We start from the raw sequence: 24307 nt of genomic DNA, 5'->3' as shown, positions 1-24307 counted from the left end.
CTACAAGGGTTTAGCGTACAGCAGGACGTAATCGTTTTTGTCGAAGCGGCCATTGAGCACCGGTTGCAACTCGCCCAGCGGCGTGCCCCGCAGGGCCAGAAAATCGCTGCGGTCCATCATCAACCATGCTGGACCCTTGAGCGCTTCCAGTTGCTGGATCGAGTCGCTGAACAGCGGTTGCAGATCCTGCTCGATATTGACCATGAACTTGATCGCCTTCGCGTCCTTGCCCATGCCGTGCAGCACCAGCGGCGCCGGGTTTTGCTGAACCTGGGCGAACACCGCGCGACTGAATCCCTGGGTGTCGTACAAACGCCGCTCCACCGGCTCGAATACCGCCGCGTACACCGTCCACAGCGCCAACACCGCAGACAACGCCAATACCTCGACACGCCAACGCGGGATCAGCAATCGCGACAACGCCAAGAGTTGCAGCACGGCCAGCGCGATCAACACCCAAGACACGTCACTCAACTGCTCGGCAAAGCGCCGTCGAGCGACCAGTAACACCACCAGCAACAATCCGGGTGTGACCAGCCACAAGCCCAGCATCAAGCCGCGCAACCAACGAAACACACGACCATGCGCCACCTGAAACGGATACGCCGCGATGATCGCCGCCATCGGCAACATCGGTAGTAGATACCGCGCCTTCTTCGCCTGGGGAATCGATAAACCGACCATCACAATCAGTCCCGCCGCCGCGCAATATTGCACCAGGCGTAATGCCGGGCCACGTTGCTGCGGTTTGCTCAGCCAGGTCGCCGCCAGTACCAGCAATGCCAGCGGATAGGCCAGCGCATAGTTGCCGAGCGAGCTGGTGAAGTAATACAGCGAACCGCTGACGCCTTCGCTGCCGTCCATGCGGCCCATGAACTGCATGCGGATCACGTCCTGCAAGAAGACCGCACCACCGCTGAGGTTCGCCAGCCACAACAGCAGGCCGACACAGGCTGCGAGCAACAGCGAAGCCAGTACGCCGAAGACAAGCAGACGCCTCCACTCACGGTTGAGCAGGTAATAGCTGCACAGCATGCCGGTCGGCACCACCAGACCAATCGGCCCGCGAATGCCGAAACCGAGCAACAGCAACGCGAAGATCAGCGGCCAGTGACGCCTGCCGCCAAAATGGTCATGGGCATAACCCAGATAGAACACCGCGAAGGCCACTGCTGCGAGCATCAAGTCCTGCGACACCGCGCGCACTTCAGTGACGAAACCGCTGGTGAGCATCAGCAACGCAATACTGATCAATGCCCAGCGCCGTGAGTACGGCGCCAGCAGTCGATACATCAGCGTCACAATCAGCGCACCGGCAACGGCACTCGGCGCCCACGCGGTAAAGGCATTCACCGCGCCGAACGGCAACGACAGCAGCCAGATGAACAGCGTCGAGACCGCTGAATAATCCGCATACGGTTGACCGTAAGTCGTCGGAAACACCGTCGGCCCATGGCGCAGCATTTCTTGCGCGAACAGCACGAACCGCGAATCGAAACCGATCGGAGCCTGCCCGTGGACCCCGGCCATGAACAATACAAACGCCAGCAGCCCTGCGATCAGGGACTGCCGGCGAGTCTCAGGCGATAACCTGATCAAGCGACGTCAGACGCATGTGGCCACTGTTGCAGCGGGATCGGCAATTTGCGCGATTCGCCACGGCCCATCGGGAAGTACTGGAAACCGTTGCGTGCCAGACGTTCGGCGTCGTAAAGGTTACGGCCGTCGAAGATCACCGGGGTGTTGAGGCGTTGCTTGATCAGGTCGAAGTCCGGCGCCTTGAACTGCTGCCATTCGGTGCAGATGATCAAGGCGTCAGCGCCGGGCAGTACCGATTCCGGCGTGCCCATCAGCATCAGCTTCGATTCGTCCGGGTAAAGGTTTTGGGTTTCCTGCATGGCTTCCGGGTCGAAGGCACGCACGCTGGCACCGGCGGCCCACAATTCTTCCAGCAGGACCCGGCTCGGCGCGTCACGCATGTCATCGGTATTGGGTTTGAACGCCAGCCCCCACAGGGCGAAAGTCTTGCCGCGCAGATCACCCTTGTAGAACGCGTTGATGCGCTCGAACAACTTGTGTTTCTGCCGCTGGTTGATCGCCTCGACTGCTTGCAGCAAATCGCTGGAGCAGTGCGCCTCTTCGGCACTGTGGATCAACGCGCGCATGTCTTTCGGGAAGCACGACCCGCCATAACCGCAGCCGGGGTAGATGAAGTGGTAACCGATGCGCGTGTCGGCGCCGATGCCCTGGCGGACCGATTCGATGTCGGCGCCCAGGTGCTCGGCCAGCTCGGCAATCTGGTTGATGAAGCTGATCTTGGTCGCCAGCATGCAGTTGGCGGCGTACTTGGTCAGCTCGGCGCTGCGCAGGTCCATGAACATGATGCGGTCATGGTTGCGGTTGAACGGCGAGTACAGATCGCGCATCACGTCGCGCACTTCATCGCCTTCACAGCCGATGACGATACGGTCCGGACGGCGACAGTCGGCTACGGCCGAGCCTTCCTTGAGGAATTCCGGGTTGGAGACGATATCGAACTGCAGCAGGCGGCCGACCTTGATCAGGGCTTTTTCGATGTGCGTGCGCAGGGTGTCGCCAGTGCCCACCGGCACCGTGGATTTCTCCACGATGATCAACGCCTGCTCACGATGGCGGGCAATCGCATCGCCGACCGAAAGCACGTAGCGCAGATCTGCCGAACCGTCTTCACGCGACGGCGTACCCACGGCAATAAACGCGACCCGACCGTGTTGCACGGCGAGTTTTTCATCGGTGGTGAATTGCAGGCGTTTTGAATCCAGACCTTCGCGCACCAGGCTGGCCAGCCCCGGTTCGAAAATGCTGACATGACCCTGGCGCAACAGGTCGACCTTCTTCTGGTCGACGTCCATGCACACGACATCATGGCCGACCTCGGCCAACACAGCCGCTTGCACCAGACCGACGTAACCGCTGCCAAATACTGTGATTTTCATGGAGCACTCCTGAATTCGGGCGCACGAGCCGGACGAGTGTTGATGGTGATGACCCCGAGCATGACCAGCGCCACGCCCAGTGATTTAGTGAAACTGAAGGATTCGTTGAACAGCGGCAGGCTGGCCGCCAGCAGATACACCAGCGCATAGCTGATGCTCAGCAGCGAGTACGCCCGGCCCAGTGGCAGATCGCGCAGGGTGGCGAGCCAGCAGAGCATCGACAGGGCGTAGGCAAAAATCGCCGCAATGACCACGGCCAGCGCCCGCCAATCGAGGCTGTCGAGGTGCAGCCATTGTTGTGGTTCGGGCAGGCGGGTCATGCTCCAGCGCATGCCCAGTTGCGCAGCGCTGACGAGAAATACGCTGCCCAGCGCGAATGTGATGCCGCGACGTTGCTTCATGACTGTTGCCCCAGCAAAACCACGCCGCCGATCACCAATGCCACGCCAAGCCAATGCTGGCGGTCGATGGGTTCACGGAAGACGAAGCGCGCGATCAGGGTGATCAGCACGAAGTTGAGGCTGAGCATCGGGTAGGCGATGCCGACTTCCAGACGCTGCAGCACCAGCAGCCAGACCAACAGACCCGAGCCGAGGGCGAGCAGGGCCAGCCACAACCACGGCGAGCGCAGTTTGTCGGCCCAGCCCGACTCGACGCCGCGCCAACTCTCCACGGCATATTTCTGCGCAATCTGCCCCAGGCAGGTCAGCAGGCACGCAGCCAACAGCAGCAACAGGCTCATGACGCCTCCTTGGGCAGGATCATGATCACCAGGTTGCCCTGCTCATAACGGAAGCCGTCCTTTGGCAATCTGTCGATTTCGTCCAGTTCGTCCTGCCCCTTGACGCGCATCACCACGCCGACTGAACCGCTGCGGCGCGCCTCGCGCATCCACTGTTGTACGTGTTCGGGATCGACCCGCTGTTGAATGCCGTCAGGATAGGCAAGGCCATATTTCAATTCGCCTATCGTGTTGTACAACGCGACTTGCGGCGTTTTCAGGCGCCAGGCCAGCGCCGAAGCAGCCCCCAGATCGTTGCTCAGCAGGTGGGTGGTCTGCGCCAGTTCCGTGACGTGATGCTTGATGAACTGATCCGGCATCTTGTTGGCGACCACCGATTTCGGCAGCGCGGCCGGCAACACCGCGATCAGCAACAGACTGCCCAACGCCGGCGCGGCCCAGCATTGCAGCGGCAGAAAGGCTTGCAGCAGGTTGGCGATGATCCAGCCGATCAGACCGATGAATACCAGTACCAGACTGTGCAGTTCATGGTCGTAGACCGGTTTGGTCAGTTGCAGATAGACCAGCGCGATCAATGTGACGATGCCCAGCAACAGATTCAGCAAGCCATTGATGCTCAGCGCGCGCCCTTGCTCCAGGCGCAAACGGTCGGCGAGCGCATTGCCCAGCAACAACGCCATCGGCAGCAGGCAGGGCAGGATGTAGGTCGGCAGCTTACCGTTGCTCAGGCTGAAAAACGCCAGTGGCATCGCCAGCCACAGCAGCACAAAGACCACTTTCGGTTGCGCGCGGCTTTGCCAGGCTTGCTTGAACGCGGTCGGCAGCAGCCCCACCCACGGCAGACTGAACGCCACCGACAGCGGCAAGTAAAACCACCACGGCGCGTCGTGTTGCGCATCGTCACCGGCAAAGCGGCGGATGTGCTCGTGCCAGAAGAAGAACCGCCAGTAGTCTGGCTCCTGCCCATGCACCGCGAGCACCCACGGCAGGCTGATGATGATCGCGATGGCAATCGCCACCGGGCCGAACATCAGCAGTTCACGCCAGCGTTTTTGCCAGAGCATCCACGGCAGGGCGATCAACACCGGTAGCAGCCAGGCGAGAAAGCCTTTGGTCATGAAACCCATGCCACACGCCAGCCCCAATACTGCCCAGGCCGCCATGCGCTTGCCGTTGGTGTGGCTGTCGACGGCAAACCACAGCGCCACCAGACTCAGGTTGACCCAAAAGGTGAACTGCGGATCGAGGTTGGCGTAGCCGGCCTGACCGGCGACGATGGTGAAACTCATGTAGAGCAGGGCGCAGACAAAGCTTTTGCGCGGCTCGTTCCACAAACGCCGGGCGACCAGATAGCACAGCAGCACGCTCAACCCGGTGCTCAGCGCCGAAGCAAAGCGCACACCGAACAGGTTCTGCCCGAACAATTGCTGACCCAGCGCAATCATCCAGTAACCGGCAATCGGCTTCTCGAAGTAGCGCAGGCTCATGAAATGCGGCGACACCCAGTTGCCACTGAGCAGCATGTCCTGGCTGATCTGTGCGTAACGGGTCTCATCGGGAATCCACAAACCGTGCGTGCCCAGTGGCAGCAGATAGGCCAGCAAGCAAATACCCAGCAACAGCAGTGGCAGCGTCCAGCGTTCAGTCATGCGCCTTGCACTCCCAGCCAGCCTTCACGGCCGTCGAGGGCGCCGCGTTGCACGCGACCCACGGGCAAGGTATTGAAGAACTCGGGCAACAAATCGCCCAGCGGTTTGAAATCGATGTGGCGTTGGCGTGCCTCGGCCAGCAATTGACGAAAATCCTCAGCCATCAGAATCCCTTCTACCTCGGCATGAATGGTGTAGACGTTGAGTTGTTGCGGGCGAAAGTGATCAAGGATGAAACCGTTGAAATCCCCCGCCGCGACGATGGGGCCGACGACCTCGTCGAAGGTCGGCAAGTCCACCGGAATTTGCGGTGTGCCCGGCGTGCCGTCGGCCAGCAACGGGCGAAACAGGCGTTGCCCACGGCAATCGCTGTTGTAGCGAAAGCCGAAGGCTTGCTTGGCCTCGATCACGCGCTCGTCGGCACGCCAACCGGCGGCGGCTGAGCACTGGATTTTTTCGCCGAGGATGTCGCTCAAGGTGTCGACGCCCTGACGGATCTGCTCGATCAGTTGCGCATTGCTCCAGCGCCCGGCGTTGGCCTGCCAGCCGTGGTGATCCCACGCATGCAGGCCCACTTCGTGACCGGCGTCGCGGGCCTGACGCATCAGGTGCCCGAGATCGCGACCAATCGGCTTGCCCGGCCAAGCGGTGCCGGCCAGCAGAATGTCCCAGCCGTACAGGCTGGCGGCATTGGAGCGGAGCATTTTCCAGAGGAACTGCGGGCGGATCAGGCGCCACAGATGCCGGCCCATGTTGTCCGGGCCGACACTGAAGAAGAACGTTGCCTTGATCTGCGCCTCGTCGAGCATTTCCAGCAGCCGCGGCACCCCTTCACGGGTGCCGCGGTAGGTGTCGACGTCGATGCGGAGACCGGCCTGCATCAGCGCTTGTCCGCTTGTTCGAGCATCGCTTCGCGCAAGAAGAAATCCAGCGTGTTGCCGATGGTCTCGCGCATTTCCACGGTTGGCGTCCAGTCGAGCAGACGCTTGGCGTTGGCGATGCTGGGTTTGCGATGTTCGACGTCCTGGTAACCGGCACCGTAGAACGCCTTGCTTTCCACATCGCGGAAACCGGCGAACGGCGGGAAGTTGTGGCGCAGTGGATGCGCTTCGAACTGGCGCAGCAGCTCTTCACCCAATTGACGGATGCTGGCTTCGTTGTCCGGGTTGCCGATGTTGATGATCTGGCCGTTGCAGACGTCGTTGTCGTTATCGATGATCCGCGCCAGTGCTTCGACGCCGTCAGCGATGTCGGTGAAGCAGCGTTTCTGCTCGCCGCCGTCGAACAGGCGAATCGGCGTGCCTTCGACCAGGTTGAGAATCAACTGGGTGATGGCGCGGGAGCTGCCGATGCGTGCCGAGTCCAGGCGATCGAGACGCGGGCCCATCCAGTTAAACGGGCGGAACAGGGTGAAATTCAGACCCTTGGCGCCGTAGGCCCAGATCACCCGGTCCAGCAGTTGTTTGGACACCGAGTAGATCCAGCGCTGCTTGTTGATCGGGCCGACCACCAGGTTGGAGGTGTCTTCGTCGAAATGCTTGTCCTGGCACATGCCATAGACTTCCGAGGTCGACGGGAAGATCACGCGCTTGTTGTACTTGACGCAGTAGCGCACCAGTTTGAGGTTTTCTTCGAAGTCGAGTTCGAACACACGCAGCGGGTTGCGGGTGTATTCGATCGGGGTGGCGATGGCCACCAGCGGCAGGACCACATCGCACTTCTTGATGTGGTACTCGATCCACTCGGAGTGAATGCTGATATCGCCTTCAACGTAGTGGAAGTGCGGATGACTGCGCAGGCGATCGATGGCGTCGGAGCCGATGTCCAGACCATAGACTTCATAGCGGTCGTCACGCAGCAGACGCTCGGACAAGTGATTGCCGATAAAGCCGTTGACACCGAGGATCAGCACGCGAGTGCGACGCGGCGCACGACCGGACTCGGCACCGCGCAGCAGCGAGCCGTCAACCAGACCGAGTTCACTGGCCAGTTGCGGGCCGCTGAGGAACAGGCCGTTATCGTTGCGCTGGCCAGAGAGGATCACCAGCGAATCTTCGCCGCAGGCAATGCGCAGCGGGTCGACACTGATCACCCGGCCCGGCGCCTGACCGTCGTTGCCTTTGACGACTTCGGCGCTCCAGACGATGAGTTTGTGCTCGCCGACCGCGCAGAACGCGCCCGGATACGGTTGGGTCACCGCACGCACCAGGTTGAACAGTTGCTCCGCAGGTTTCGCCCAGACCAGTTTGCCATCCGCTGCGCTGCGACGCCCGAAAACAGTGGCTTTCGATTCGTCCTGCGGGGTTTCGGATATCTTGCCTTGCAGCATGGCTGGCAAGGTATCGCGCAACAGGTCAACGGCGGCGATGCGCAGCTTGCCGTGCAGGCTCAACGCGGTGTCGCTGCGTTCGATGGCGACACGCTGCTGGGCAACGATGGCGCCGGCATCGGCACGTTTGACCATGCGGTGCAGGGTCACGCCGGTTTCGCTTTCGCCATTGACCAGCACCCAGTTGGCCGGGGCGCGGCCACGGTAGCTCGGCAACAGCGAACCGTGCAGGTTGAACGCGCCTTTTTTGGCCACGGCCAGCAACGATTCGCTCAGCAAATGGCGGTAGTAGAACGAGAAAATGTACTCAGGGGCGAGTTTGGCAATCCGCTCGACCCACAGCGGGTGGTTGACGTCTTCCGGGGCATGCACCGGGATGCCTTTGCTGGCACACAGTTGCGCAACCGATCCGTAGAACGCGTTCTCTTTCGGGTCATCGGCGTGAGTGAACACCGCAGCGATATCGTAGCCGCTGTCGAGCAGGGCCTGAATGCCGGCGCAGCCAATATCGTGATAAGCGAAGACAACAGTTTTTGCACTCATGAGAGAACCTGACCGGTAGTAGAAGTAGTGGAGAGACCATCAACGGTGACCGCGGGCGCCGGGTTGGCGGCGTGGCTGCGCAAGACTTTTTCAATGAAGAAACGCGGGCGGGCGCGCACGTCGCTGTACATGCGCCCCAGGTATTCGCCGAGCAGACCCATGCCGATGAACTGGCCACCAGTGAACACAAAGAGCACGGCGAACAGCACGAACATGCCGTCACCGGCCCAGCCGGAACCGAAAGCCAGACGCATGACGATCAACGCAAAAGCAAACAGCAATCCGAGTCCGGCCATGGTGAAACCGACGATGCTTAGCAGGCGCAGCGGCGTGGTGGTCATGCAGGTGATCAGGTCGAACATCAGGTTGATCAGGCGCATCGGGCTGTACTTCGAATCGCCGTGCTCACGTTCGGCATGGGCCACGACGATTTCGGTGGTGTGGCGGGCGAAGCTGTTGGCCAGAATCGGAATGAAGGTGCTGCGCTCACGGCAGGCGAGCATTGCGTCGATGATCGTCCGGCGGTAGGCGCGGAGCATGCAGCCGTAGTCGCTCATGGCGACGCCGGTGGAGCGCTGCACGGCGAGGTTGATCAGCTTCGACGGATAGCGGCGCAGGGCCGAATCTTGCCGGTTGCCGCGCACGGTGCCGACCACGTCGTAACCCTTTTCCGCCTCGGCAACCAGGCGCGGAATTTCTTCCGGCGGGTTCTGCAGGTCGGCGTCGAGGGTGATGACGACATCGCCCTTGCATTGTTCGAAACCGGCCATGATTGCCGCGTGCTGGCCGTAGTTGCGGTTGAGGATAACCGCCACGAACGGGCTGTCTTCACGGGTCGCGGCTTCTTCCAGCATGTTCGCGGACTCGTCACGGCTGCCGTCGTCGACGAGGACGATTTCATAGTCGTGACGCAGCATCCGGCAGGCCGCTTCGGTGCGGCGCAGCAGTTCCGGCAGGCTGTCCTGTTCGTTGTAGACCGGAATGACGATCGACACACAGCGGATCGGATAAGGTTTCACGGGCGTTTGTCCATAAGAGTGGCGATGGCACCGACCACGCGATCAAGGTCTTGATCGCTCATGTCGGGGAACAACGGAATCGAGCACAGCCGCGCCGAGTTCCATTCGGTGTCGGGCAGGTAGAGGTCGGGGGCACGCTGGCGATACCAGGTGTGCAAGTGGGTGGCGATGAAATGGATCCCGGTGCCGATGCCTTGGTCCTGCAAGCCTTTCATGAAGGCTTCGCGGTCCAGGCCACAGCGCTCGCTGTCGATGCGCAGAATGAACAGGTGCCAGGCGTGGGTTTGTGCGTAAGCGGGCAGGGCCAGTGGTTGCACCGGCAGGCCTTCGAGTTTTTGCCGGTAGGCGTCGGCCAGTTCGGTGCGGCGGGCGTTGATCGCGTCCAGACGCTCCAGTTGCACCAGCGCAATCGCGGCATTGATGTCGGCGAGGTTGTATTTGAATCCCGGCTCCATCACTTGTGCCTGTGGCTTGCGGCCACCGGTCAGGCGATCGTAGGCGTCGACGCCCAGCCCGTGGAACTTGAGCATGCGCACGCGGCTGGCGAGGGCTTCGTCGTCAGTGACGAACATCGCGCCTTCGGCGCAGGTCATGTTCTTGATCGCGTGGAAGGAGAAAATCGCCGAGCCCTGCGCGCCAACGTGGCGGCCCTTGTAACGGGTGCCAGCAGCGTGGGCGGCGTCTTCGATCACGGCGATGCCGTGTTTGTCGGCCAAGGCGTACAGCGGATCGAGATCAAACGCGGCGCCGGCGTAATGCACCGGAATGATTGCTTTGGTGCGTGGGGTGATTGCCGCTTCGATGCGCGCGGCGTCGGTCATCAAAGTGTCGCGATCAACGTCGACGAACACCGGTGTGGCGCCGAGTAGGGAAATCATGTTGGCGGTCGAGACCCAGGTCTGCGACGGGGTGATGACTTCGTCGCCCGGGCCAATGCCCAGGGCCAATAAGGTGATGTGCATGCCGCCGGTGGCCGAGGAAAGTGCCACGGCGTGCTTGCAACCGACATAGTTGGCGAAGTGTTCTTCCAGTGCCTGGCTTTTAGGGCCGGTGGTAATCCATCCCGAACGCAATACTTGTTCGACGGCGGCTATTTCTTCATCGCCGATACTCGGACGGGAAAACGGCAGAAACGCTTGACTCATAAGAACCTCGAGGCGATAGCCATCCTTCAGCCGATTGTCTGAAAAACACGGAATTTCAAAGGGTTGAGATACCGGCCGGGGAATACCTGATTGACTTTTAAGTCCACGGACGGCAGGTTGTAGGCCTTTCGGGGCAACCTGTTGTAACTAAGGTTATGCGCGTTTTTGTGAAAGGAACATGAAAAAACGGTCGGCGATTCGTCTATCTGTAAGCCATACAGCCACCGTTCAGACTTCTTCCGTTCATCGGCTCTTTTAATAGAAAAGTCCACCGGAAGAGTCGCTCTTTATATAAGTTTCTTTGCACTTTTAAGTTGTTTTGTTGAACTGTTTTCTATTCAAGGCCGTTTCGTTTGATTGACTTGTCGAGTACTGAATCCACCCCGTCCAACACTAATCCGCTGACGCTTTATCTGGCACGCCTGGCGCCTTCCAGCCAACTGACCATGCGGTATGTCTTGCAGGACGCCGCTGACCGCCTCGGTTTCGAAGACGTGGACATCGAGGAAATCCCTTGGCACGGGCTGCAACCTGAAGACGTCGTGGCGCTGGTCGCTGCGCTGCGCGCCGACGGTTATGCTCCGAATACGTCATCGTTGTATGTGAATGCCGTGCGCGGCGTGATGAATGAAGCGTGGCGCATGAGCCTGATCTCTCAGGATCATTTGTTGAAGATGCGTTCGGTCAAAGCCATTGCCGGTACGCGCTTGTCCCAGGGGCGCAACTTGAAGCGCACCTTGATCCACGAATTGATGGAAGTGTGCGCCGCCGATCCGCGCCCGCAAGGGCTGCGCGATGCGGCGGTGATTGCGTTGTTGTACGGCACCGGCATGCGCAAATCGGAGTCGGTGGACCTGGACTTGAATCAGGTCGACTTCACTGAGCGCAGCCTGACCGTCATCGGCAAAGGCAATAAACAACTGATCAAGTACGCGCCGGCCTGGGCATTCGCCAAACTCGATGCGTGGCTGGAGCTGCGGCGCTCGCAACTCAAGGAAGGCGAGAGTGACGATGTCTTTCTGTTCAACCGTATCCGTCGCGGCAGTCATATCACCCGCGAGCGCATCACCAAACATGCGATTTACTACATCGCCCGTCAGCGCGGCACTCAGGTCGGGGTGAAGATCATGCCCCACGACTTCCGTCGCTCGTTCATCACCCGGGTGATCGAGGAGCATGATCTGTCGATTGCGCAGAAGCTCGCGCACCACAGCAACATCCAGACCACCGCCAACTACGATGTGCGTGATGACAATGAGCGGCGGCGTGCGGTGGATCGTTTCGATCTGTAGGCCCCGTCAGGACGGGGAAGGGCAGGTGCGCGCGTTGCCGGTTGCCGCCTGACTGATCTGATCAGCCAGACGTTTGACGTTGTGCTGCTGGGCGCCCACCAGATCATCAATGGTCGGGCCGGACGGTGTTTGCAGGGTCGAGCGGCAGGTCAGCAAGCCATTGTCAGTGGCGCCGACGGGTCGCAAGCGCCATTTGGCGTCGATCAGTCCGTACTGACCGGGGATCGAGTCGAAGCGTTGCACTTCGATGCGAACTGAAACGTTGCCTTGCCCACTGGTATTACTCAATTGATCGGCCAATGCACCGCGCAACTCATCCGCCAGTGTCGCCCCCCACCAATCGGTTTCCAGAATCGCCAGGCCGCTGTTGCCCTGGCGGATAACGATTTGCGCACGGTCGACTTGCGGCGGCACGCTCAACGCTTCAATCGGAATCTGCGCGCCAGTCCGTGTGTTGGCGATCTGCACCGGGGTCAGCGTGTGAAAGCTGATCGGGTCGCTGCGGCAGGCGCCCAGCAGCATGAACGCAGCGAGCACGGTGATTTTCAGCGGTACAGCCATGGTTCAGCTCCTGTGCTCAGTTGCGTGGCGGGCCTTTGAGATCGATCGGTGCAGCGTTATCGGGACGACCACGGATCAGCGATTCCGGATGCCGGCCAAGGTAATCCGACAGCTCCCGCAGCGAGCGCGACATGCGCCCGAGTTCGTCGAGGGTTTCCGTGAGTTTCTCGCGTTGCGGCGAATCTTCGGCCAGGGTCGAACTGGCGGACTGCAAGGTCTTGCTGACGTCGGCCAGAGTGCTCTGCACCCCCGGCAGGGTCTTGGCGTTGAACTGGGTCAGGCCTTTGCGCAGTTCGATCAGATTGCTGTCGAGGTTGTTGGCGATGCGATCGACTGGCAACTTGTTGAGCTTGTCGACCACCGCTTCGAGTTTTTCCTGCAGTTGTTCGAGACTGCCTGGAACGGTTGGAATCACCACCGGGCGCGCCGTGGGGTCAAAGGCGACTTTTTCGGCTTTCGGGAAGAAGTCCAGGGCCACGTAAAGTTGCCCCGTCAGCAGGTTGCCACTGCGGGCCTGGGCGCGCAGACCATTGTCGATGAAGGTGCCCATCAAGCGAATGCCGGCGGCTTCGTCGTTGGGGTCATGTTTGAACGCGGTGAGCATTTTGCCGTACGCCATTCCCAGTCGCTGCGGGTAAATGACGATGCCGACGTTAAGCGGGAAGGTGCGTTTTTTCGCGTCGAAATCCAGATTGATCGCCACGACACGGCCAATTTCCATGCCGAGGAATTCCACCGGTGCGCCGACTTTGAGGCCGCGCAGGGACTGGTCGAACCGCAGACTCAAGTATTGCGCCTTGCCGTTGGGTGGAGCGAGGGCCGTCTGTTGGTCTTCGAACAGTTCGAAGTCCTTGTCATCGGCGGCGGCCACATCGTTGGGGCTGTAGTCCGGAGCGCGGAAGGCGATACCGCCTACCAGCATGGAAGACAACGATTCGGTTTTGACCTGGAAGCCGTTGGCGCCGACGTTGACGTCGATACCACTGGCGTTCCAGAAACGGGTGTTTTCGGTGACGAACGCATCGTTGGGCGCGTGAATGAACACTTCGATGTTCACGCCTTTACCGTCAGGCGCCAGCTCGTAGGTGACGACCTGGCCGACCGGAATCTTGCGGTAATAGACCGGTGAACCGATGTCCAGCGAGCCGAGATCCGGCGCATGCAGCATGAAGCGCTTGCCGGGTTCGCCGTAAGTGATCGGCGGCGGATTTTCCAGGCCTTTGAACTGTTTGGCGCGGTTGTTGGCCTGACCGATGTCGGCGCCGATGTAGTCACCGGAAAGCAGCGTATCGATGCCGGAAACGCCGCCGGCGCCAATGCGCGGGCGCACCACCCAGAACTGCGAATCTTCACGGGTAAAGCTTTCGGCCTGCTTGGCCAGTTTGATGGTGGCGTTGACGCTCTTCTGGTCATCGCTCAATTCGACATCGGTGACCTGACCGATCACTACGTTGCGGTACTTGACCTCAGTCTTGTTGGCCACCAGCCCGCTGCCGGTCTTGAAGTTGACGATGATGCTGGGGCCTTCCTGCATGATGTTGTGCACCACCAGCGAGATGCCCACCAGCACCGCCACAATCGGCACGATCCAGACGAGTGAAATGCCGAAACGGCGGGTTTTGACCGGGGCTTGGCCTGGCGCTCGCGGCTCGTCGGTGGCTGACGACTTCATCCATGTCCTCCTCGATAGATTGGGCACTGAGCGTCAGGAACGCAAAAGCACCTCATCAATATAGAAGTGCTTGGCGATAGAGCAAATGTGTATAGCCCGCCAGATAAAAAACAGAGTAAGGGGACAGTGATGTGTGGCGAGGGAGCTTGCTCCCGCTTGAGTGCGCAGCGCTCACCAAATATTCAGGGCCGCTTCGCGCCCCAGCGGGAGCAAGCTCCCTCGCCACAAGACGACAGTGCGTTAACCGAGCATTTCCCGCAGGCGATACCAAAACATGCCCAGTGCCAGCAGCGGCGAGCGCAGGGCCGGGCCGCCGGGGAAGGTCATGTGCGGCACGCCGCTGAACACGTCCATGCCCTGACTGTGACCGGCATCAATCGCTTCGCCGAGCAGTTTCGCGCACCAGTGCGTGACGTTCAGGCCATGGCCGGAATAGCCCTGGGCGTAGAACACGTTCGGATGCTGCTTGAGCCGGCCGACCTGCGGGAAGCGGTTGGCGGTGATGCCGATTTTGCCGCCCCACTGGTAATCGATGCGCACGTCGGCCAGTTGCGGGAAGACTTTGAGCATCTTCGGGCGCATGTACGCAGCGATGTCCGCCGGATCGCGTCCGGAATAGTGACAGGCACCGCCGAACAGCAGGCGCCGGTCCGCCGAGAGCCGGTAGTAATCGAGGCCGACTTTCTGGTCGCACACCGCCAGATTGTGCGGAATCAATTGCGCGGCGCGGGCTTCGGACAACGGTTCGGTGGCGATGATGTAACTGCCAGCCGGCAGCACCTTGCCACTGAGTTGTTGTTCGAGTTCGTCCAGATGCGCATTGCAACCGAGCACCAGACTGCCGGCGCGCACCGTACCGTGGGCGCAGCGCACTTGTACGGTCGCGCCGTGGATGATTTCCAGCACCTCGCTCTGCTCGAAGATCCGCACGCCCAGTGCAGCCGCCAGCCGCGCTTCGCCTTGCACCAGATCCAGCGGGTGCAGATGACCGGAACCCATGTCGACCAGGCCACCGGCATAGATGTCGGAGTTGACCACCTGCTGGCGCACCTGCTCCGGGCCGATCAGTCGGGTTTCGTGGGCATAGCCGAGTTCGGCGAGGTCGACCAATTCATCCTTGAAGGCAGCGAACTGCGCCGGGGTGTTGGCCAGATCGCAGAAGCCCCAGCGCAGGTCACACTCGATGCCGTTGTCGCCGATGCGCTGCCGCACCAACTCGACCGAATCAATGCCGGCGCGCTGCAAGTAACGCACGCCTTCCTGACCGACATATTTAGCGAAGCCGGCAACCTCATGACCGATCCCGCGAATCAACTGGCCGCCATTGCGCCCGCTGGCGCCCCAGCCGATGCGCCGGGCTTCGATCAACACCACCGACAGCCCGCGCTGAGCCAGTTCGATGGCGGTGTTGACCCCGGTGAATCCACCGCCGATCACGCAGACATCGGCGGTCAAGTCACCGTCCAGCCGCGGATAGGGTGTGCTCGCCCGGGCCGAAGCGGCGTAGTAGGAGCGAGCGTGTTCCTGGGTGTACTGATTCATTTGTTCGACTTCACTTTGCTCCAGGACCGGGTCATCAGTCGCATGATCGCCTGGGGCGGGGTAGAGGAGATGTAGAGCTTGTCGAGCATGGCCTGGGATGGATACACCTCAGGGTTGTTGACCAGCTCCTGATCCATGTATTGCTTGGCGGCCGGGTTCGGGTTGGCGTAACCGACCGACGCGCTGACCTTGGCGATCACTTGCGGATCGAGCAGGTAATTGATGAAGGCGTGGGCTTCTTTGGGGTTGCTGGCGTCAGCCGGGATGGCCAGCAGGTCGAACCAGAGGTTGGCGCCTTCCTTCGGAATGGCGTAAGCGATGTTCACGCCGTTCTTGGCTTCCTTGGCCCGGTTGGCGGCCTGGAACACGTCGCCGGAATAACCGAACGCCACGCAGATGTCGCCGTTGGCCAGATCCGACACGTATTTCGAAGAGTGGAAATAGGTGATGTACGGGCGGATGCTCAGCAGTTTCGCTTCAGCCTTTTTATAGTCTTCGGGGTTTTCGCTGCGCGGGTCCATGCCCATGTAATTGAGTACCGCCGGGAAGACTTCGTCGGCGGAGTCCATCATCGACACGCCGCACTGGGTGAGTTTCTTCAGGTTTTCAGGTTCGAACAGCACGGCCCAGGAATCGATGTGGTCGATGCCCAGCACTTGCTTGACCTTGTCGACGTTGTAGCCAATGCCGTTGGTGCCCCACAGGTACGGTACCGAGTGCTGGTTGCCCGGATCGTTTTTCTCCAGCAGCTCAAGCAGTTTCGGGTCGAGGTTTTTCCAGTTCGGCAGTTGCGAACGGTCGAGTTTGAGGAACGCGCCGGCCTTCACCTGACGCGCGAGAAAATGGTTGGACGGCACCACCACGTCATAACCGGTGCGACCGGCGAGGAGCTTGCCTTCCAGGGTTTCGTTGGAGTCGAAAACGTCGTAGATCACCTTGATCCCGGTTTTGCTCTGGAAGTCGGCGAGGGTGGTTTCGCCGATGTAGTCGGTCCAGTTGTAGACGCTGACCTGGGGCTGGGCTTGGGCTGCGACGCTGCACATCAGGGCCAGAGCGGCGGGAACCATGGTTTTCAATAGACGCATTTCGACACCTCTTAAATTATTGGATTTTTCAGGTGGTTCGCTAATCCCTTGTGGGAGCGAGCCTGCTCGCGAAGGCGTCGGCACAGTCACCATTGATGTTGCCTGACCCACCGCTTTCGTCGGAACGCCGCCCGGAGCAGGCTCGCTCCCACAGGGATTTATGCAGATTTGGGTTAAACGCTGAGCATCAGGAACTCACGCTCCCACGAGCTGATCACGCGTTTGAAGTTTTCATGCTCGGCACGTTTAACCGCGACGTAGCCACGGACAAACTTGTCGCCGAGGTATTGCGCAACGGCTTCGCACTCTTCCATTTGTGTCAGCGCGTCTTCGATGGTGATCGGCAGACGCAGGTTGCGGCGTTCGTAGGCGCGGCCTTGTACCGCAGCGCTCGGCGCGATGCCTTCGACCATGCCGATGTAACCGCAGAGCAGGCTCGCGGCGATTGCCAGGTACGGGTTGGCATCGGCGCCCGGCAAGCGGTTTTCCACGCGCATGGCTTCCGGGCTGGACGTCGGCACACGCAAACCCACGGTGCGGTTTTCTTCGCCCCATTCGACGTTAACCGGCGCCGAGGTGTCCGGCAGGAAGCGGCGGAACGAGTTAACGTTCGGCGCGAACATCGGCAGCACTTTCGGGATGTATTTCTGCAGACCGCCGATGTAATGCAGGAACAGTTCGCTCATTTGCCCGTCGGCGTTGGCGAAGACCGGTTTGCCCGTGGCGATGTCCACCACGCTCTGGTGAATGTGCATGGCGCTGCCCGGCTCGTCGCCAATCGGCTTGGCCATGAAGGTCGCGGCAACGTTGTGCTTGAGCGCGGCCTCACGCATGGTGCGTTTGAACACGGTGATCTGGTCGGCCAGATCGAGGGCGTCGCCGTGACGGAAGTTGATTTCCATCTGCGCCGGGCCGTCTTCGTGAATCAGCGTGTCGAGGTCCAGACCTTGCAGTTCGCACCAGTCATAGACGTCTTCGAACAGCGGATCGAATTCGTTGGCGGCATCGATGGAGAACGACTGCCGACCACTTTCCGCGCGGCCCGAGCGGCCCAGCGGTGCCTTGAGCGGCAAGTCCGGGTCTTCGCAGCGTTGGGTCAGGTAGAACTCCATTTCCGGCGCCACAATCGGCTTCCAGCCTTTGTCGGTGTAGAGCTGCAAGACTTTCTTCAGCACGTTGCGCGGTGACAGTTCGATCGGGTTGCCGAACTTGTCGAAGGTGTCGTGGATGACGATGGCGGTCGGTTCGATCGCCCACGGAATCACGTAGACCGCGTCAGCCACGGGCTTGCAGACCATGTCGATATCGGCAGGATCGAGCAGGTCGTAGTAGATGTCGTCGTCGACAAAATCCCCGGTTACCGTTTGCAGCAGCACACTTTCCGGCAGGCGCATGCCTCGCTCATGCAGGAACTTGTTGGTCGGTGCGATCTTGCCGCGGGCAATGCCGGTCAGGTCGCTGACCACACATTCAACTTCGGTAATCTTGTGATCTTTCAGCCACGTGAACAGCTGATCGAAAGGGGCATTCATAAAGACCTCGTTATTGGTTTTATAGACGCCGGGGAGGGCGGGTTTCATCTTCCGCCCCTTCCCCTGTGGCGCGTTGACGACTATCTTGGGCGAGCCTTGCAGTTCCATCTATCCACTTTAAGCAGCACCAAAGCGCACCAAAAGAGTGCGCAAGGTCACCCCATGACAACGTGCAATTCGCTCCAGGTTCAAGCGTTCAACACCGCCGATGTGGCCGAGCAAGTCCGCGCCACACCGGGCTGGGTTCAGCATTACCAACAGATGTCGCCGGGCCATTTCGCCGGGCAGATCCGCTACCTGGATCTGCAGGGTGTCGAGGTCTATGAAGAGCAGATGAACACCCGGGTCGAGCAGAATTTCAGCGCGCCATCGGGTGCTTTGGCGTTCTGTTTTGATCGCAGCGACAACGCGCTCTACCTGCTCAATGAAGAAAGCCGCAACATCTGGATCACCCCGGAGAACTACCGGGAAATCGCCGTGGTGTTCGGTCCGGAGTTCGTCCGTCAGCACGGTCTGAATGTGGCGAAACTCGAAGGGTTGTTCATGACGCAACTCAACTGCGGACAGAACGCCTTGTTTAGTCGCTGGTTAAGCTCGACTCTCACGAAGTTGTCGCAAGCTGTTGATCTGCTTGATAAAGATGCGCTGACCCAGCAGCTACTCGAAGACTGCCTGTTCATTCTCGACAACGCTCATTCCAGTCTCGATCGCGGTGGTTTACAGCGGCGAACCGAAGAACGGATGATCATGAAACGGGTCGGGGAGTGGGCGGCGGACTCACCGGAAGACACCGTCAATCTGCTTGAGCTGTCGCACGTGGCAGGGGTGCCGTTGCGCCAATTGCAGCAGGCGTTCAAGGCCTACACCGGGATGACCCCGAGTCACTGGCTGCGCCTGCGCCGGTTGAACAGCGCACACCGCGAATTGCTCAAGCGCCGGCCGACGGAAACCACTGTGGCCGAGGTGGCCATGCACTGGTCGTTCTGGCATTTGGGAAGGTTTTCCAGCAGTTACCGGGCGTTGTTCAAGGAGTTGCCGAGCGAGACCTTGAAGCGCTCATGAATGCCGTCGTGGATAAAAAGGCTTTGTGTCGGCGCTCAAGTTAAATAGAATCACTCTCATTTGAAACTGACTTCGCGCAGGACTCTTGAGATGACTGAAGCAGCGACGCCATCGCCGCAGCACCTGCACGAACTGTATCGCGATCACCGCGGCTGGCTGGAAACCTGGCTGCGGCGGCGCATGGGCAATGCGTGGGATGCGGCGGACCTGAGCCAGGACACCTTCTTGCGCGTGCTGTGCAGCGCTCAGCCGATTGCCGACCTGCGTGAACCGCGCGCGTATCTGCTGACCGTGGGCAAGCGCCTGCTGAGCAACTTCTACACCCGCCGCAGTCTGGAAAAAGCCTACCTCGAAGCCCTCGCGCAATTGCCTGAGGAATGCGTGCCGTCGCCCGAACAGCGCTGGCTGTTGCTGGAAACCCTGCAAGCGCTGGATGAACTGCTTGATGGCTTGCCGCAACCGGTGCGCCGGGCGTTTTTGTGGAGTCAGCTCGAAGGCCTCGGTTACCGTGAAATCGCCGAGCGCTTGCAGGTCTCAGAACGCACAATAAAACGTTATATGGCGCAGGCTTACGAGCATTGCTTGATGTTGGATCTAGCATGCGCGTAGCACCCAACGCAGAACTGCGCGAAGTGGCACGCGCCGCCGCGCAATGGCTGACGCTGCTCGAATCGGGCGATGCCACTGATGATGATCACGCGCGCCTGCAGCACTGGCGCAACAGTGACAGCCGGCACGAGAACGCCTGGCAAAAGATTCAACTGCTGCGCCAACGCTTTTCCGCAGTGCCGGCGGCGTTGGCCATGGCCACGCTGGATCGTCCGGATCTGGCGCGTCGCGCTGCACTGAAACGTGCACTCGGCCTGGCTGCGCTGGTGCCGGCGGCGTGGCTGATCAGTCGACAATTGCCGATGGATGCGTGGTGCGCGGATCTGCACACCGGCACCGGAGAACACCAGCGCTTGCCGTTGGCTGATGGCAGCGCGTTACAACTCAACACCGCCAGTGCGGTGAATGTCGATCTGCCGGCGCGGCAGTTGACGCTGGTGCGTGGCGAGATAGCGCTCAACGTGCCGGGCAGTTCGGCGCTGACGATCAACGCGCCTTACGGGCGAATCATCGTCAGTCGCAGCGAGGTGTGTGTGCGTCTCAATGCGCGTGATTGCAATGTTTCGGTGGTCAGCGGTTCGGTCCAGCTACAACCGTTGCACGGGCCGGCGGTGGTTTTGAATCAGGGGCAGCAGGTCAGCCTGCGAGCTTCTGGTGCAGGTTCCGTTATGGCGTTCGATGCATTGATGCCGGGTTGGCGCGACGGCGTGTTGATGGCGCAGAACCAGGCGCTGGGGGATTTCCTGCGTGAACTGAGTCGCTATCGTTCGGGGCTGTTGCGCTGGGATCCGGTGTTGGAAGCGTTGCGCATCACCGGCAGTTTCCGCCTCGACAACACCGATCAAGTGCTTGCGCTACTAGCGGCGAGTCTGCCGATCGAAGTCCACACCCGTACGCGGTTCTGGGTGTCTCTCACGCCTCGAAACATTCCCCTCACTGAAAAAACTGGCTGAAGCCTGTCCCTTTTTTTCGCCTCGCTGGTCATTCCTGGCAAGTGAACAAAATCGAGAGCGTCTTCCAATGCCCGCAGTATTCCCAAGTCGTTTGCGTCCGTTGTTGCAGTTGAGCCTGCTGCTGAGCCTGAGTGCCAGCCCAGTATTGATCCAGTCCAGTTGGGCCGAAGATGCGCGACGCAGTTATCAGGTGCCGGCCGGCAGCCTGAGTGCCGCGCTGACGCGGTTTGCCGGGTTGGCCGGGGTCAATCTGTCGGTGGATCCGGCGCTGGTCAGCGGGCGCAACAGTAATGGGTTGTCCGGCGAATTTGGCGTGGAGGAGGGGTTCACCCGGTTGTTGCTGGGCTCTGGCTTGCAACTGCAACCGCTAGGCGAACACGCTTACACCTTGGTGCCCGCAGCGGAGGCCGGCAGCCTGCAACTGGCGCCGACTTCGATTCTCGGCGCCAGCGACTCGACAGGCGCCGATGTCTTTGCCGGAGGGCAGGTGGCGCGGCGCGGCTCTCAGGGGTTGCTGGGGTCGAAAGACTTCATGGAAACCCCGTTCAGCATGACCACCTACACCAGCGAAACCGTGAAAAACCAACAGGCACGCACGCTGGGCGATCTGATCGCCAGCGACCCGTCGGTGCGCGCGACCAACCCGGCTGGTGGCCGTTACGAGCAGTTCACCATCCGTGGTTTCAGTCTGTTCAACAGTGACGTGGCCTATAACGGCCTCTATGGCGTTCTGCCGACTTACACGATCGACATGGAAATGGCCGATCGCGTCGACATTCTCAAAGGCCCGAGCCAACTCATCAACGGCATCTCGCCACGGGGCAGTGTAGGCGGGGGCATCAACGTCGTGCCCAAGCGTGCCACCGACAAACCGATCACCTCGCTGACGGCCAATTACGCGTCGAATAATCAGGTCGGCGGCGCGGTGGATGTCGGTCGGCGGTTCGGTGAGGACAATCAGTTCGGCCTGCGTTTCAACGGCGTCAAACAGTCCGGGGACACGGAATGGGATCAGCAGAGTGTCGACCGCGACATGGCCGTTCTGGGCCTGGATTTTCGCGGTGAGCGGCTGCGGCTTTCCACCGACGTGGGGCACACCGAGCGCGATACCGACGCACCGCAAGAACGCGTGCAAGTCGCCGCCAATGCCAAGGTGCCCAACGCCAACGATGTGCGCGATAACTACGCGCAACCGTGGAGCCAGGCGCGGACCAAAGACACCTTCGGCACGCTCAACGCTGAGTTTGATGTCAGTGATTCGGTGATGGTCTACGGCGGTGTTGGTGCTCGCAAAAGCAATCACGACTTCCTTCGGCATGCGGTTTCCGTGACCAACGATGCCGGTGATTTCAGCGTGCAACCGCGGGATTTCACCCGCGACGAGAATGTGCGCACCGCCACGGCCGGTGTGCGCAACTGGTTCCACACCGGACCGGTGAGCCACGAAGTCAATCTGGCGGCCAGCTACTTTTATATGGATTTCGAGAATGGCGGCGCGCGTTATGCGGCCGGTCGCAGCAATCTGTATGACCCGGTGGAAACCGCCAAACCCGGCACGCCGACGCGCTATGACGCCAAGGTCTACACGGAAAACCGCTTCAGCGGCGTGGCGTTGTCCGACACCCTGGGCTTCTTTGATGATCGACTTTTATTGACCCTCGGTGCGCGCTGGCAACGGGTAAAAGTCGATGACTGGAGCGATGACGTAAAAGGCGACACCGCCTACGACGAGGAAAAGGTCTCGCCATCGGGCGGGATTCTGTTCAAGGCGACAGACAAGCTGTCGCTGTACGCCAACTACATGGAAGGCCTGAGTCAGGGCAAAATCGCGCCGTCGACCTCTGTGAACGAGGACGAAATCTTTCCGCCATTTATCAGCCGTCAGGTTGAAGTGGGCGCCAAGTACGACGCCGGTGCGTATGCAGTGACGGCAGCGGTATTCCGCATCAAGCAGCCAGCATACGAAACCAACGCCACGACCCGGGTCTTCGGCCCGAACGGCAAACGACAGAACAACGGCGTGGAGCTGAGTGTGTTCGGCGAACCGCTCAAAGGCGTCCGGTTGCTCGGTGGCGTGATGTACATCGACAGCGAGTTGACCCACACCACCAATGGCACGTTCGACGGCAATCGCGCACCGGCGACGCCGAAGTACAACGTCAATCTGGGGGCCGAGTGGGATGTGCCGACGGTGCAGGGCCTGACGTTGACCGGGCGCGGCATCTATTCGAGTTCGCAGTATCTGGATCAGTCGAACGACAAGGAAATCGACGCTTGGGAGCGCTTTGACGTAGGTACCCGGTACGCCTTCAAGGTCGATGAGAAAACCGTCACCCTGCGCGCCAATATCGAGAACGTGCTGGATAAACGCTACTGGAGTTCAGCAGGCGCTTCGGATGACAGTGAGCCGGGGTTGACGTTGTCGACACCGAGAACTTATCTGCTTTCAGCGACGGTGGATTTCTGATTCCAGCTCTGGCGTGAACGGACCTCGGCAAATCGAAAGCAATCGGGAGCGCTATCAGCGAACTGACTCACTCTCAAAGTGATGTCCTGACCACCAATGGACAGTCAACTCGCTGGGTTCCCGATAGCTCCAGAGTCTCGATCAGATGCCGTGCAGCCTTGCGCCCAATCTCGTAGTACGGCAGTTGCACCGTGGTCAGCGGCGGGATGAACAACTCGGCAATGCCGATCATGTTGTCGTAGCCGAGGACGGCGACATCGCCGGGAATTTTCAGGCCACGCCCCAACAACAGTTGATAGGCACAAAAGGCAATGCGGTCGTTGCCACAAATCAAAATATCAAATTGGGGACGACCATCAATGACATGCCGGTCGAGGATGGCGGCTGTTTCACTGTAGGCATCATGATCGGAAAGGTCGTACTGCAGGAGCGTTTCAGGCGCCAGTCCGAATGCCTGACAAGCACGCTGCAGGCCTTTTTGTCGCAGCCCCCATGCCAGACTCTGTTTCGGCAGATTGACACACAGAGGACGCTTGTAGCCGAGGCTCAACGCGTGGTGCACGGCGCGATACTGACCCATTTCGTCGTCGGGCACATAGCTGACGAGGCGGCTGTCATCTGCCAGACAATTGGCGAGCACCAGAGGCTTGCTCTTCAATCGCTCGGGGATGCATACCTGGCGAAACCCCATGGCGCTGAAGATCAAGCCGTCCGGACGGTGCGACAGCATCAGGTCGATGTTCTGGTCGGTGGGCGGGTTGCTGAACAGGTTGAGGATAAAGACATTCCAGCCGGCCTGCTGCGCGGTCTGTTCAATGGACAGCAGCAGCTCGACCGCGAAGGGTGTGGTCGCGGTGTCCAGCGCGAACACACCGATGGTTCGCGACTGGAGATTGTCACCGCGCATCTTGCGCGCTGACAGGCTGGGTACGAATTGCAGTTCATCAATGGCACGACGCACCCGTAGAAGGGTTTCGGGGCTCAGTTTATCCGGAGTATTGAGCGCTCGAGAAACCGTCATCAGGGACACGCCGGCCAGCTGTGCAACGTCTTTCACTGAAGTCATGCGAAGTGCGGCCAGTCAGGTTGGCGCAGAATCATGACACATGGCCCGGGCTCCTCGCGACCCG

20 protein-coding genes are annotated in these 24307 nt (G+C 60.4%); 5 read left to right on the top strand and 15 right to left on the bottom strand.

Annotated elements, in window-relative coordinates; genetic code table 11:
• The 9 genes from BK670_RS12160 to arnB are packed head-to-tail and all read right to left on the bottom strand — an operon-like array spanning position 1 to position 10402.
• Positions 1-1599 carry an ArnT family glycosyltransferase gene (locus BK670_RS12160; RefSeq protein WP_123449962.1) on the bottom strand — a complete coding sequence of 533 codons (1599 nt, stop codon included), beginning with the start codon at positions 1597-1599 and terminating at the stop codon, positions 1-3.
• Complete coding sequence (locus BK670_RS12155) at positions 1596-2975, bottom strand: UDP-glucose dehydrogenase family protein (protein WP_123449961.1); 1380 nt, start codon at positions 2973-2975, stop codon at positions 1596-1598. Before BK670_RS12155 ends, BK670_RS12160 begins: the two co-directional genes overlap by 4 nt.
• Positions 2972-3376 (bottom strand): 4-amino-4-deoxy-L-arabinose-phosphoundecaprenol flippase subunit ArnF, encoded by a 405-nt coding sequence (arnF, locus tag BK670_RS12150; RefSeq protein WP_123449960.1) that lies wholly within the window; start codon positions 3374-3376, stop codon positions 2972-2974. The genes BK670_RS12155 and arnF overlap by 4 nt, the downstream gene beginning before the upstream one ends.
• Complete coding sequence (gene arnE, locus BK670_RS12145) at positions 3373-3717, bottom strand: 4-amino-4-deoxy-L-arabinose-phosphoundecaprenol flippase subunit ArnE (protein WP_123449959.1); 345 nt, start codon at positions 3715-3717, stop codon at positions 3373-3375. Before arnE ends, arnF begins: the two co-directional genes overlap by 4 nt.
• A complete protein-coding gene (gene arnT / locus BK670_RS12140) occupies positions 3714-5366 on the bottom strand; it encodes a lipid IV(A) 4-amino-4-deoxy-L-arabinosyltransferase (protein ID WP_123449958.1) in 1653 nt (550 codons plus the stop codon). Before arnT ends, arnE begins: the two co-directional genes overlap by 4 nt.
• Positions 5363-6247, bottom strand: a complete 885-nt coding sequence (gene arnD, locus BK670_RS12135; protein ID WP_123449957.1) for a 4-deoxy-4-formamido-L-arabinose-phosphoundecaprenol deformylase — start codon at positions 6245-6247, stop codon at positions 5363-5365. The genes arnT and arnD overlap by 4 nt, the downstream gene beginning before the upstream one ends.
• Positions 6247-8238, bottom strand: a complete 1992-nt coding sequence (arnA, locus tag BK670_RS12130) for a bifunctional UDP-4-amino-4-deoxy-L-arabinose formyltransferase/UDP-glucuronic acid oxidase ArnA (protein ID WP_123449956.1) — start codon at positions 8236-8238, stop codon at positions 6247-6249. Before arnA ends, arnD begins: the two co-directional genes overlap by 1 nt.
• Positions 8235-9257 (bottom strand): undecaprenyl-phosphate 4-deoxy-4-formamido-L-arabinose transferase, encoded by a 1023-nt coding sequence (arnC, locus tag BK670_RS12125; RefSeq protein ID WP_123449955.1) that lies wholly within the window; start codon positions 9255-9257, stop codon positions 8235-8237. The genes arnA and arnC overlap by 4 nt, the downstream gene beginning before the upstream one ends.
• Positions 9254-10402 (bottom strand): UDP-4-amino-4-deoxy-L-arabinose aminotransferase, encoded by a 1149-nt coding sequence (arnB, locus tag BK670_RS12120; protein ID WP_123449954.1) that lies wholly within the window; start codon positions 10400-10402, stop codon positions 9254-9256. The genes arnC and arnB overlap by 4 nt, the downstream gene beginning before the upstream one ends.
• A 446-nt stretch (positions 10403-10848) precedes the next feature.
• Between arnB and BK670_RS12115 the strand changes: the two genes are divergently transcribed.
• The gene (locus BK670_RS12115) at positions 10849-11694 is read left to right on the top strand and encodes a site-specific integrase (protein WP_259697573.1); all 846 of its coding nucleotides are present in this window, start codon (positions 10849-10851) and stop codon (positions 11692-11694) included.
• Between the two features lie 6 nt (positions 11695-11700).
• Here the strand turns inward: BK670_RS12115 and BK670_RS12110 are convergent, their stop codons facing one another.
• From BK670_RS12110 to BK670_RS12090, 5 genes are all read right to left on the bottom strand, one after another.
• A complete protein-coding gene (locus BK670_RS12110) occupies positions 11701-12255 on the bottom strand; it encodes a PqiC family protein (protein WP_123449953.1) in 555 nt (184 codons plus the stop codon).
• A 16-nt stretch (positions 12256-12271) separates the two neighbouring features.
• Positions 12272-13927, bottom strand: coding sequence for a PqiB family protein (locus tag BK670_RS12105; RefSeq protein WP_123449952.1), 1656 nt, complete (start codon positions 13925-13927; stop codon positions 12272-12274).
• A 240-nt stretch (positions 13928-14167) separates the two neighbouring features.
• On the bottom strand, positions 14168-15469 hold the full coding sequence (locus BK670_RS12100; protein ID WP_123449951.1) for an NAD(P)/FAD-dependent oxidoreductase: 1302 nt from the start codon (positions 15467-15469) through the stop codon (positions 14168-14170).
• Positions 15466-16554 (bottom strand): polyamine ABC transporter substrate-binding protein, encoded by a 1089-nt coding sequence (locus BK670_RS12095; protein ID WP_123449950.1) that lies wholly within the window; start codon positions 16552-16554, stop codon positions 15466-15468. Before BK670_RS12095 ends, BK670_RS12100 begins: the two co-directional genes overlap by 4 nt.
• A 173-nt stretch (positions 16555-16727) precedes the next feature.
• On the bottom strand, positions 16728-18086 hold the full coding sequence (locus BK670_RS12090) for a glutamine synthetase family protein (RefSeq protein WP_123449949.1): 1359 nt from the start codon (positions 18084-18086) through the stop codon (positions 16728-16730).
• 162 nt (positions 18087-18248) lie between these two features.
• Here BK670_RS12090 and BK670_RS12085 point away from each other — a divergent pair, with 162 nt between their 5' ends.
• The 4 genes from BK670_RS12085 (at position 18249) to BK670_RS12070 (ending at position 23177) form a co-directional block, all read left to right on the top strand.
• Complete coding sequence (locus BK670_RS12085; RefSeq protein WP_123449948.1) at positions 18249-19148, top strand: helix-turn-helix domain-containing protein; 900 nt, start codon at positions 18249-18251, stop codon at positions 19146-19148.
• 90 nt (positions 19149-19238) lie between these two features.
• Positions 19239-19757, top strand: coding sequence for a sigma-70 family RNA polymerase sigma factor (locus BK670_RS12080; protein WP_123449947.1), 519 nt, complete (start codon positions 19239-19241; stop codon positions 19755-19757).
• Complete coding sequence (locus BK670_RS12075) at positions 19748-20710, top strand: FecR domain-containing protein (protein ID WP_123449946.1); 963 nt, start codon at positions 19748-19750, stop codon at positions 20708-20710. Before BK670_RS12080 ends, BK670_RS12075 begins: the two co-directional genes overlap by 10 nt.
• Positions 20711-20777: 67 nt before the next feature.
• Positions 20778-23177 (top strand): TonB-dependent receptor, encoded by a 2400-nt coding sequence (locus BK670_RS12070; protein WP_123449945.1) that lies wholly within the window; start codon positions 20778-20780, stop codon positions 23175-23177.
• 73 nt (positions 23178-23250) lie between these two features.
• On the opposite strand, the gene BK670_RS12065 is transcribed toward BK670_RS12070, so the two are convergent.
• Positions 23251-24243: a LacI family DNA-binding transcriptional regulator gene (locus BK670_RS12065; protein WP_123449944.1), complete on the bottom strand. Its 993-nt coding sequence runs from the start codon at positions 24241-24243 to the stop codon at positions 23251-23253.
• Positions 24244-24307: the final 64 nt, after the last annotated feature.

This window comes from Pseudomonas fluorescens (assembly GCF_003732425.1).
Taxonomy (GTDB): Bacteria; Pseudomonadota; Gammaproteobacteria; order Pseudomonadales; family Pseudomonadaceae; genus Aquipseudomonas; species Aquipseudomonas fluorescens_BE.
Note: the sequence above shows the minus strand (reverse complement) of the source record. Positions and strands in the feature narration are given on the sequence as shown.

Bases quoted from the DNA above. Each gene is read 5' to 3' on its own strand.
- arnE (WP_123449959.1), bottom strand. From the start codon at position 3,717: ATGAGCCTGTTGCTGCTGTTGGCTGCGTGCCTGCTGACCTGCCTGGGG.
- BK670_RS12080 (WP_123449947.1), top strand. From the start codon at position 19,239: ATGACTGAAGCAGCGACGCCATCGCCGCAGCACCTGCACGAACTGTAT.
- BK670_RS12085 (WP_123449948.1), top strand. From the start codon at position 18,249: ATGACAACGTGCAATTCGCTCCAGGTTCAAGCGTTCAACACCGCCGAT.
- BK670_RS12100 (WP_123449951.1), bottom strand. From the start codon at position 15,469: ATGAATCAGTACACCCAGGAACACGCTCGCTCCTACTACGCCGCTTCG.
- BK670_RS12095 (WP_123449950.1), bottom strand. From the start codon at position 16,554: ATGCGTCTATTGAAAACCATGGTTCCCGCCGCTCTGGCCCTGATGTGC.
- arnF (WP_123449960.1), bottom strand. From the start codon at position 3,376: ATGAAGCAACGTCGCGGCATCACATTCGCGCTGGGCAGCGTATTTCTC.
- BK670_RS12065 (WP_123449944.1), bottom strand. From the start codon at position 24,243: ATGACTTCAGTGAAAGACGTTGCACAGCTGGCCGGCGTGTCCCTGATG.
- BK670_RS12155 (WP_123449961.1), bottom strand. From the start codon at position 2,975: ATGAAAATCACAGTATTTGGCAGCGGTTACGTCGGTCTGGTGCAAGCG.
- arnD (WP_123449957.1), bottom strand. From the start codon at position 6,247: ATGCAGGCCGGTCTCCGCATCGACGTCGACACCTACCGCGGCACCCGT.
- arnB (WP_123449954.1), bottom strand. From the start codon at position 10,402: ATGAGTCAAGCGTTTCTGCCGTTTTCCCGTCCGAGTATCGGCGATGAA.
- BK670_RS12075 (WP_123449946.1), top strand. From the start codon at position 19,748: ATGCGCGTAGCACCCAACGCAGAACTGCGCGAAGTGGCACGCGCCGCC.
- BK670_RS12090 (WP_123449949.1), bottom strand. From the start codon at position 18,086: ATGAATGCCCCTTTCGATCAGCTGTTCACGTGGCTGAAAGATCACAAG.
- BK670_RS12105 (WP_123449952.1), bottom strand. From the start codon at position 13,927: ATGAAGTCGTCAGCCACCGACGAGCCGCGAGCGCCAGGCCAAGCCCCG.
- BK670_RS12070 (WP_123449945.1), top strand. From the start codon at position 20,778: ATGCCCGCAGTATTCCCAAGTCGTTTGCGTCCGTTGTTGCAGTTGAGC.
- BK670_RS12115 (WP_259697573.1), top strand. From the start codon at position 10,849: ATGCGGTATGTCTTGCAGGACGCCGCTGACCGCCTCGGTTTCGAAGAC.
- arnT (WP_123449958.1), bottom strand. From the start codon at position 5,366: ATGACTGAACGCTGGACGCTGCCACTGCTGTTGCTGGGTATTTGCTTG.
- arnA (WP_123449956.1), bottom strand. From the start codon at position 8,238: ATGAGTGCAAAAACTGTTGTCTTCGCTTATCACGATATTGGCTGCGCC.
- BK670_RS12110 (WP_123449953.1), bottom strand. From the start codon at position 12,255: ATGGCTGTACCGCTGAAAATCACCGTGCTCGCTGCGTTCATGCTGCTG.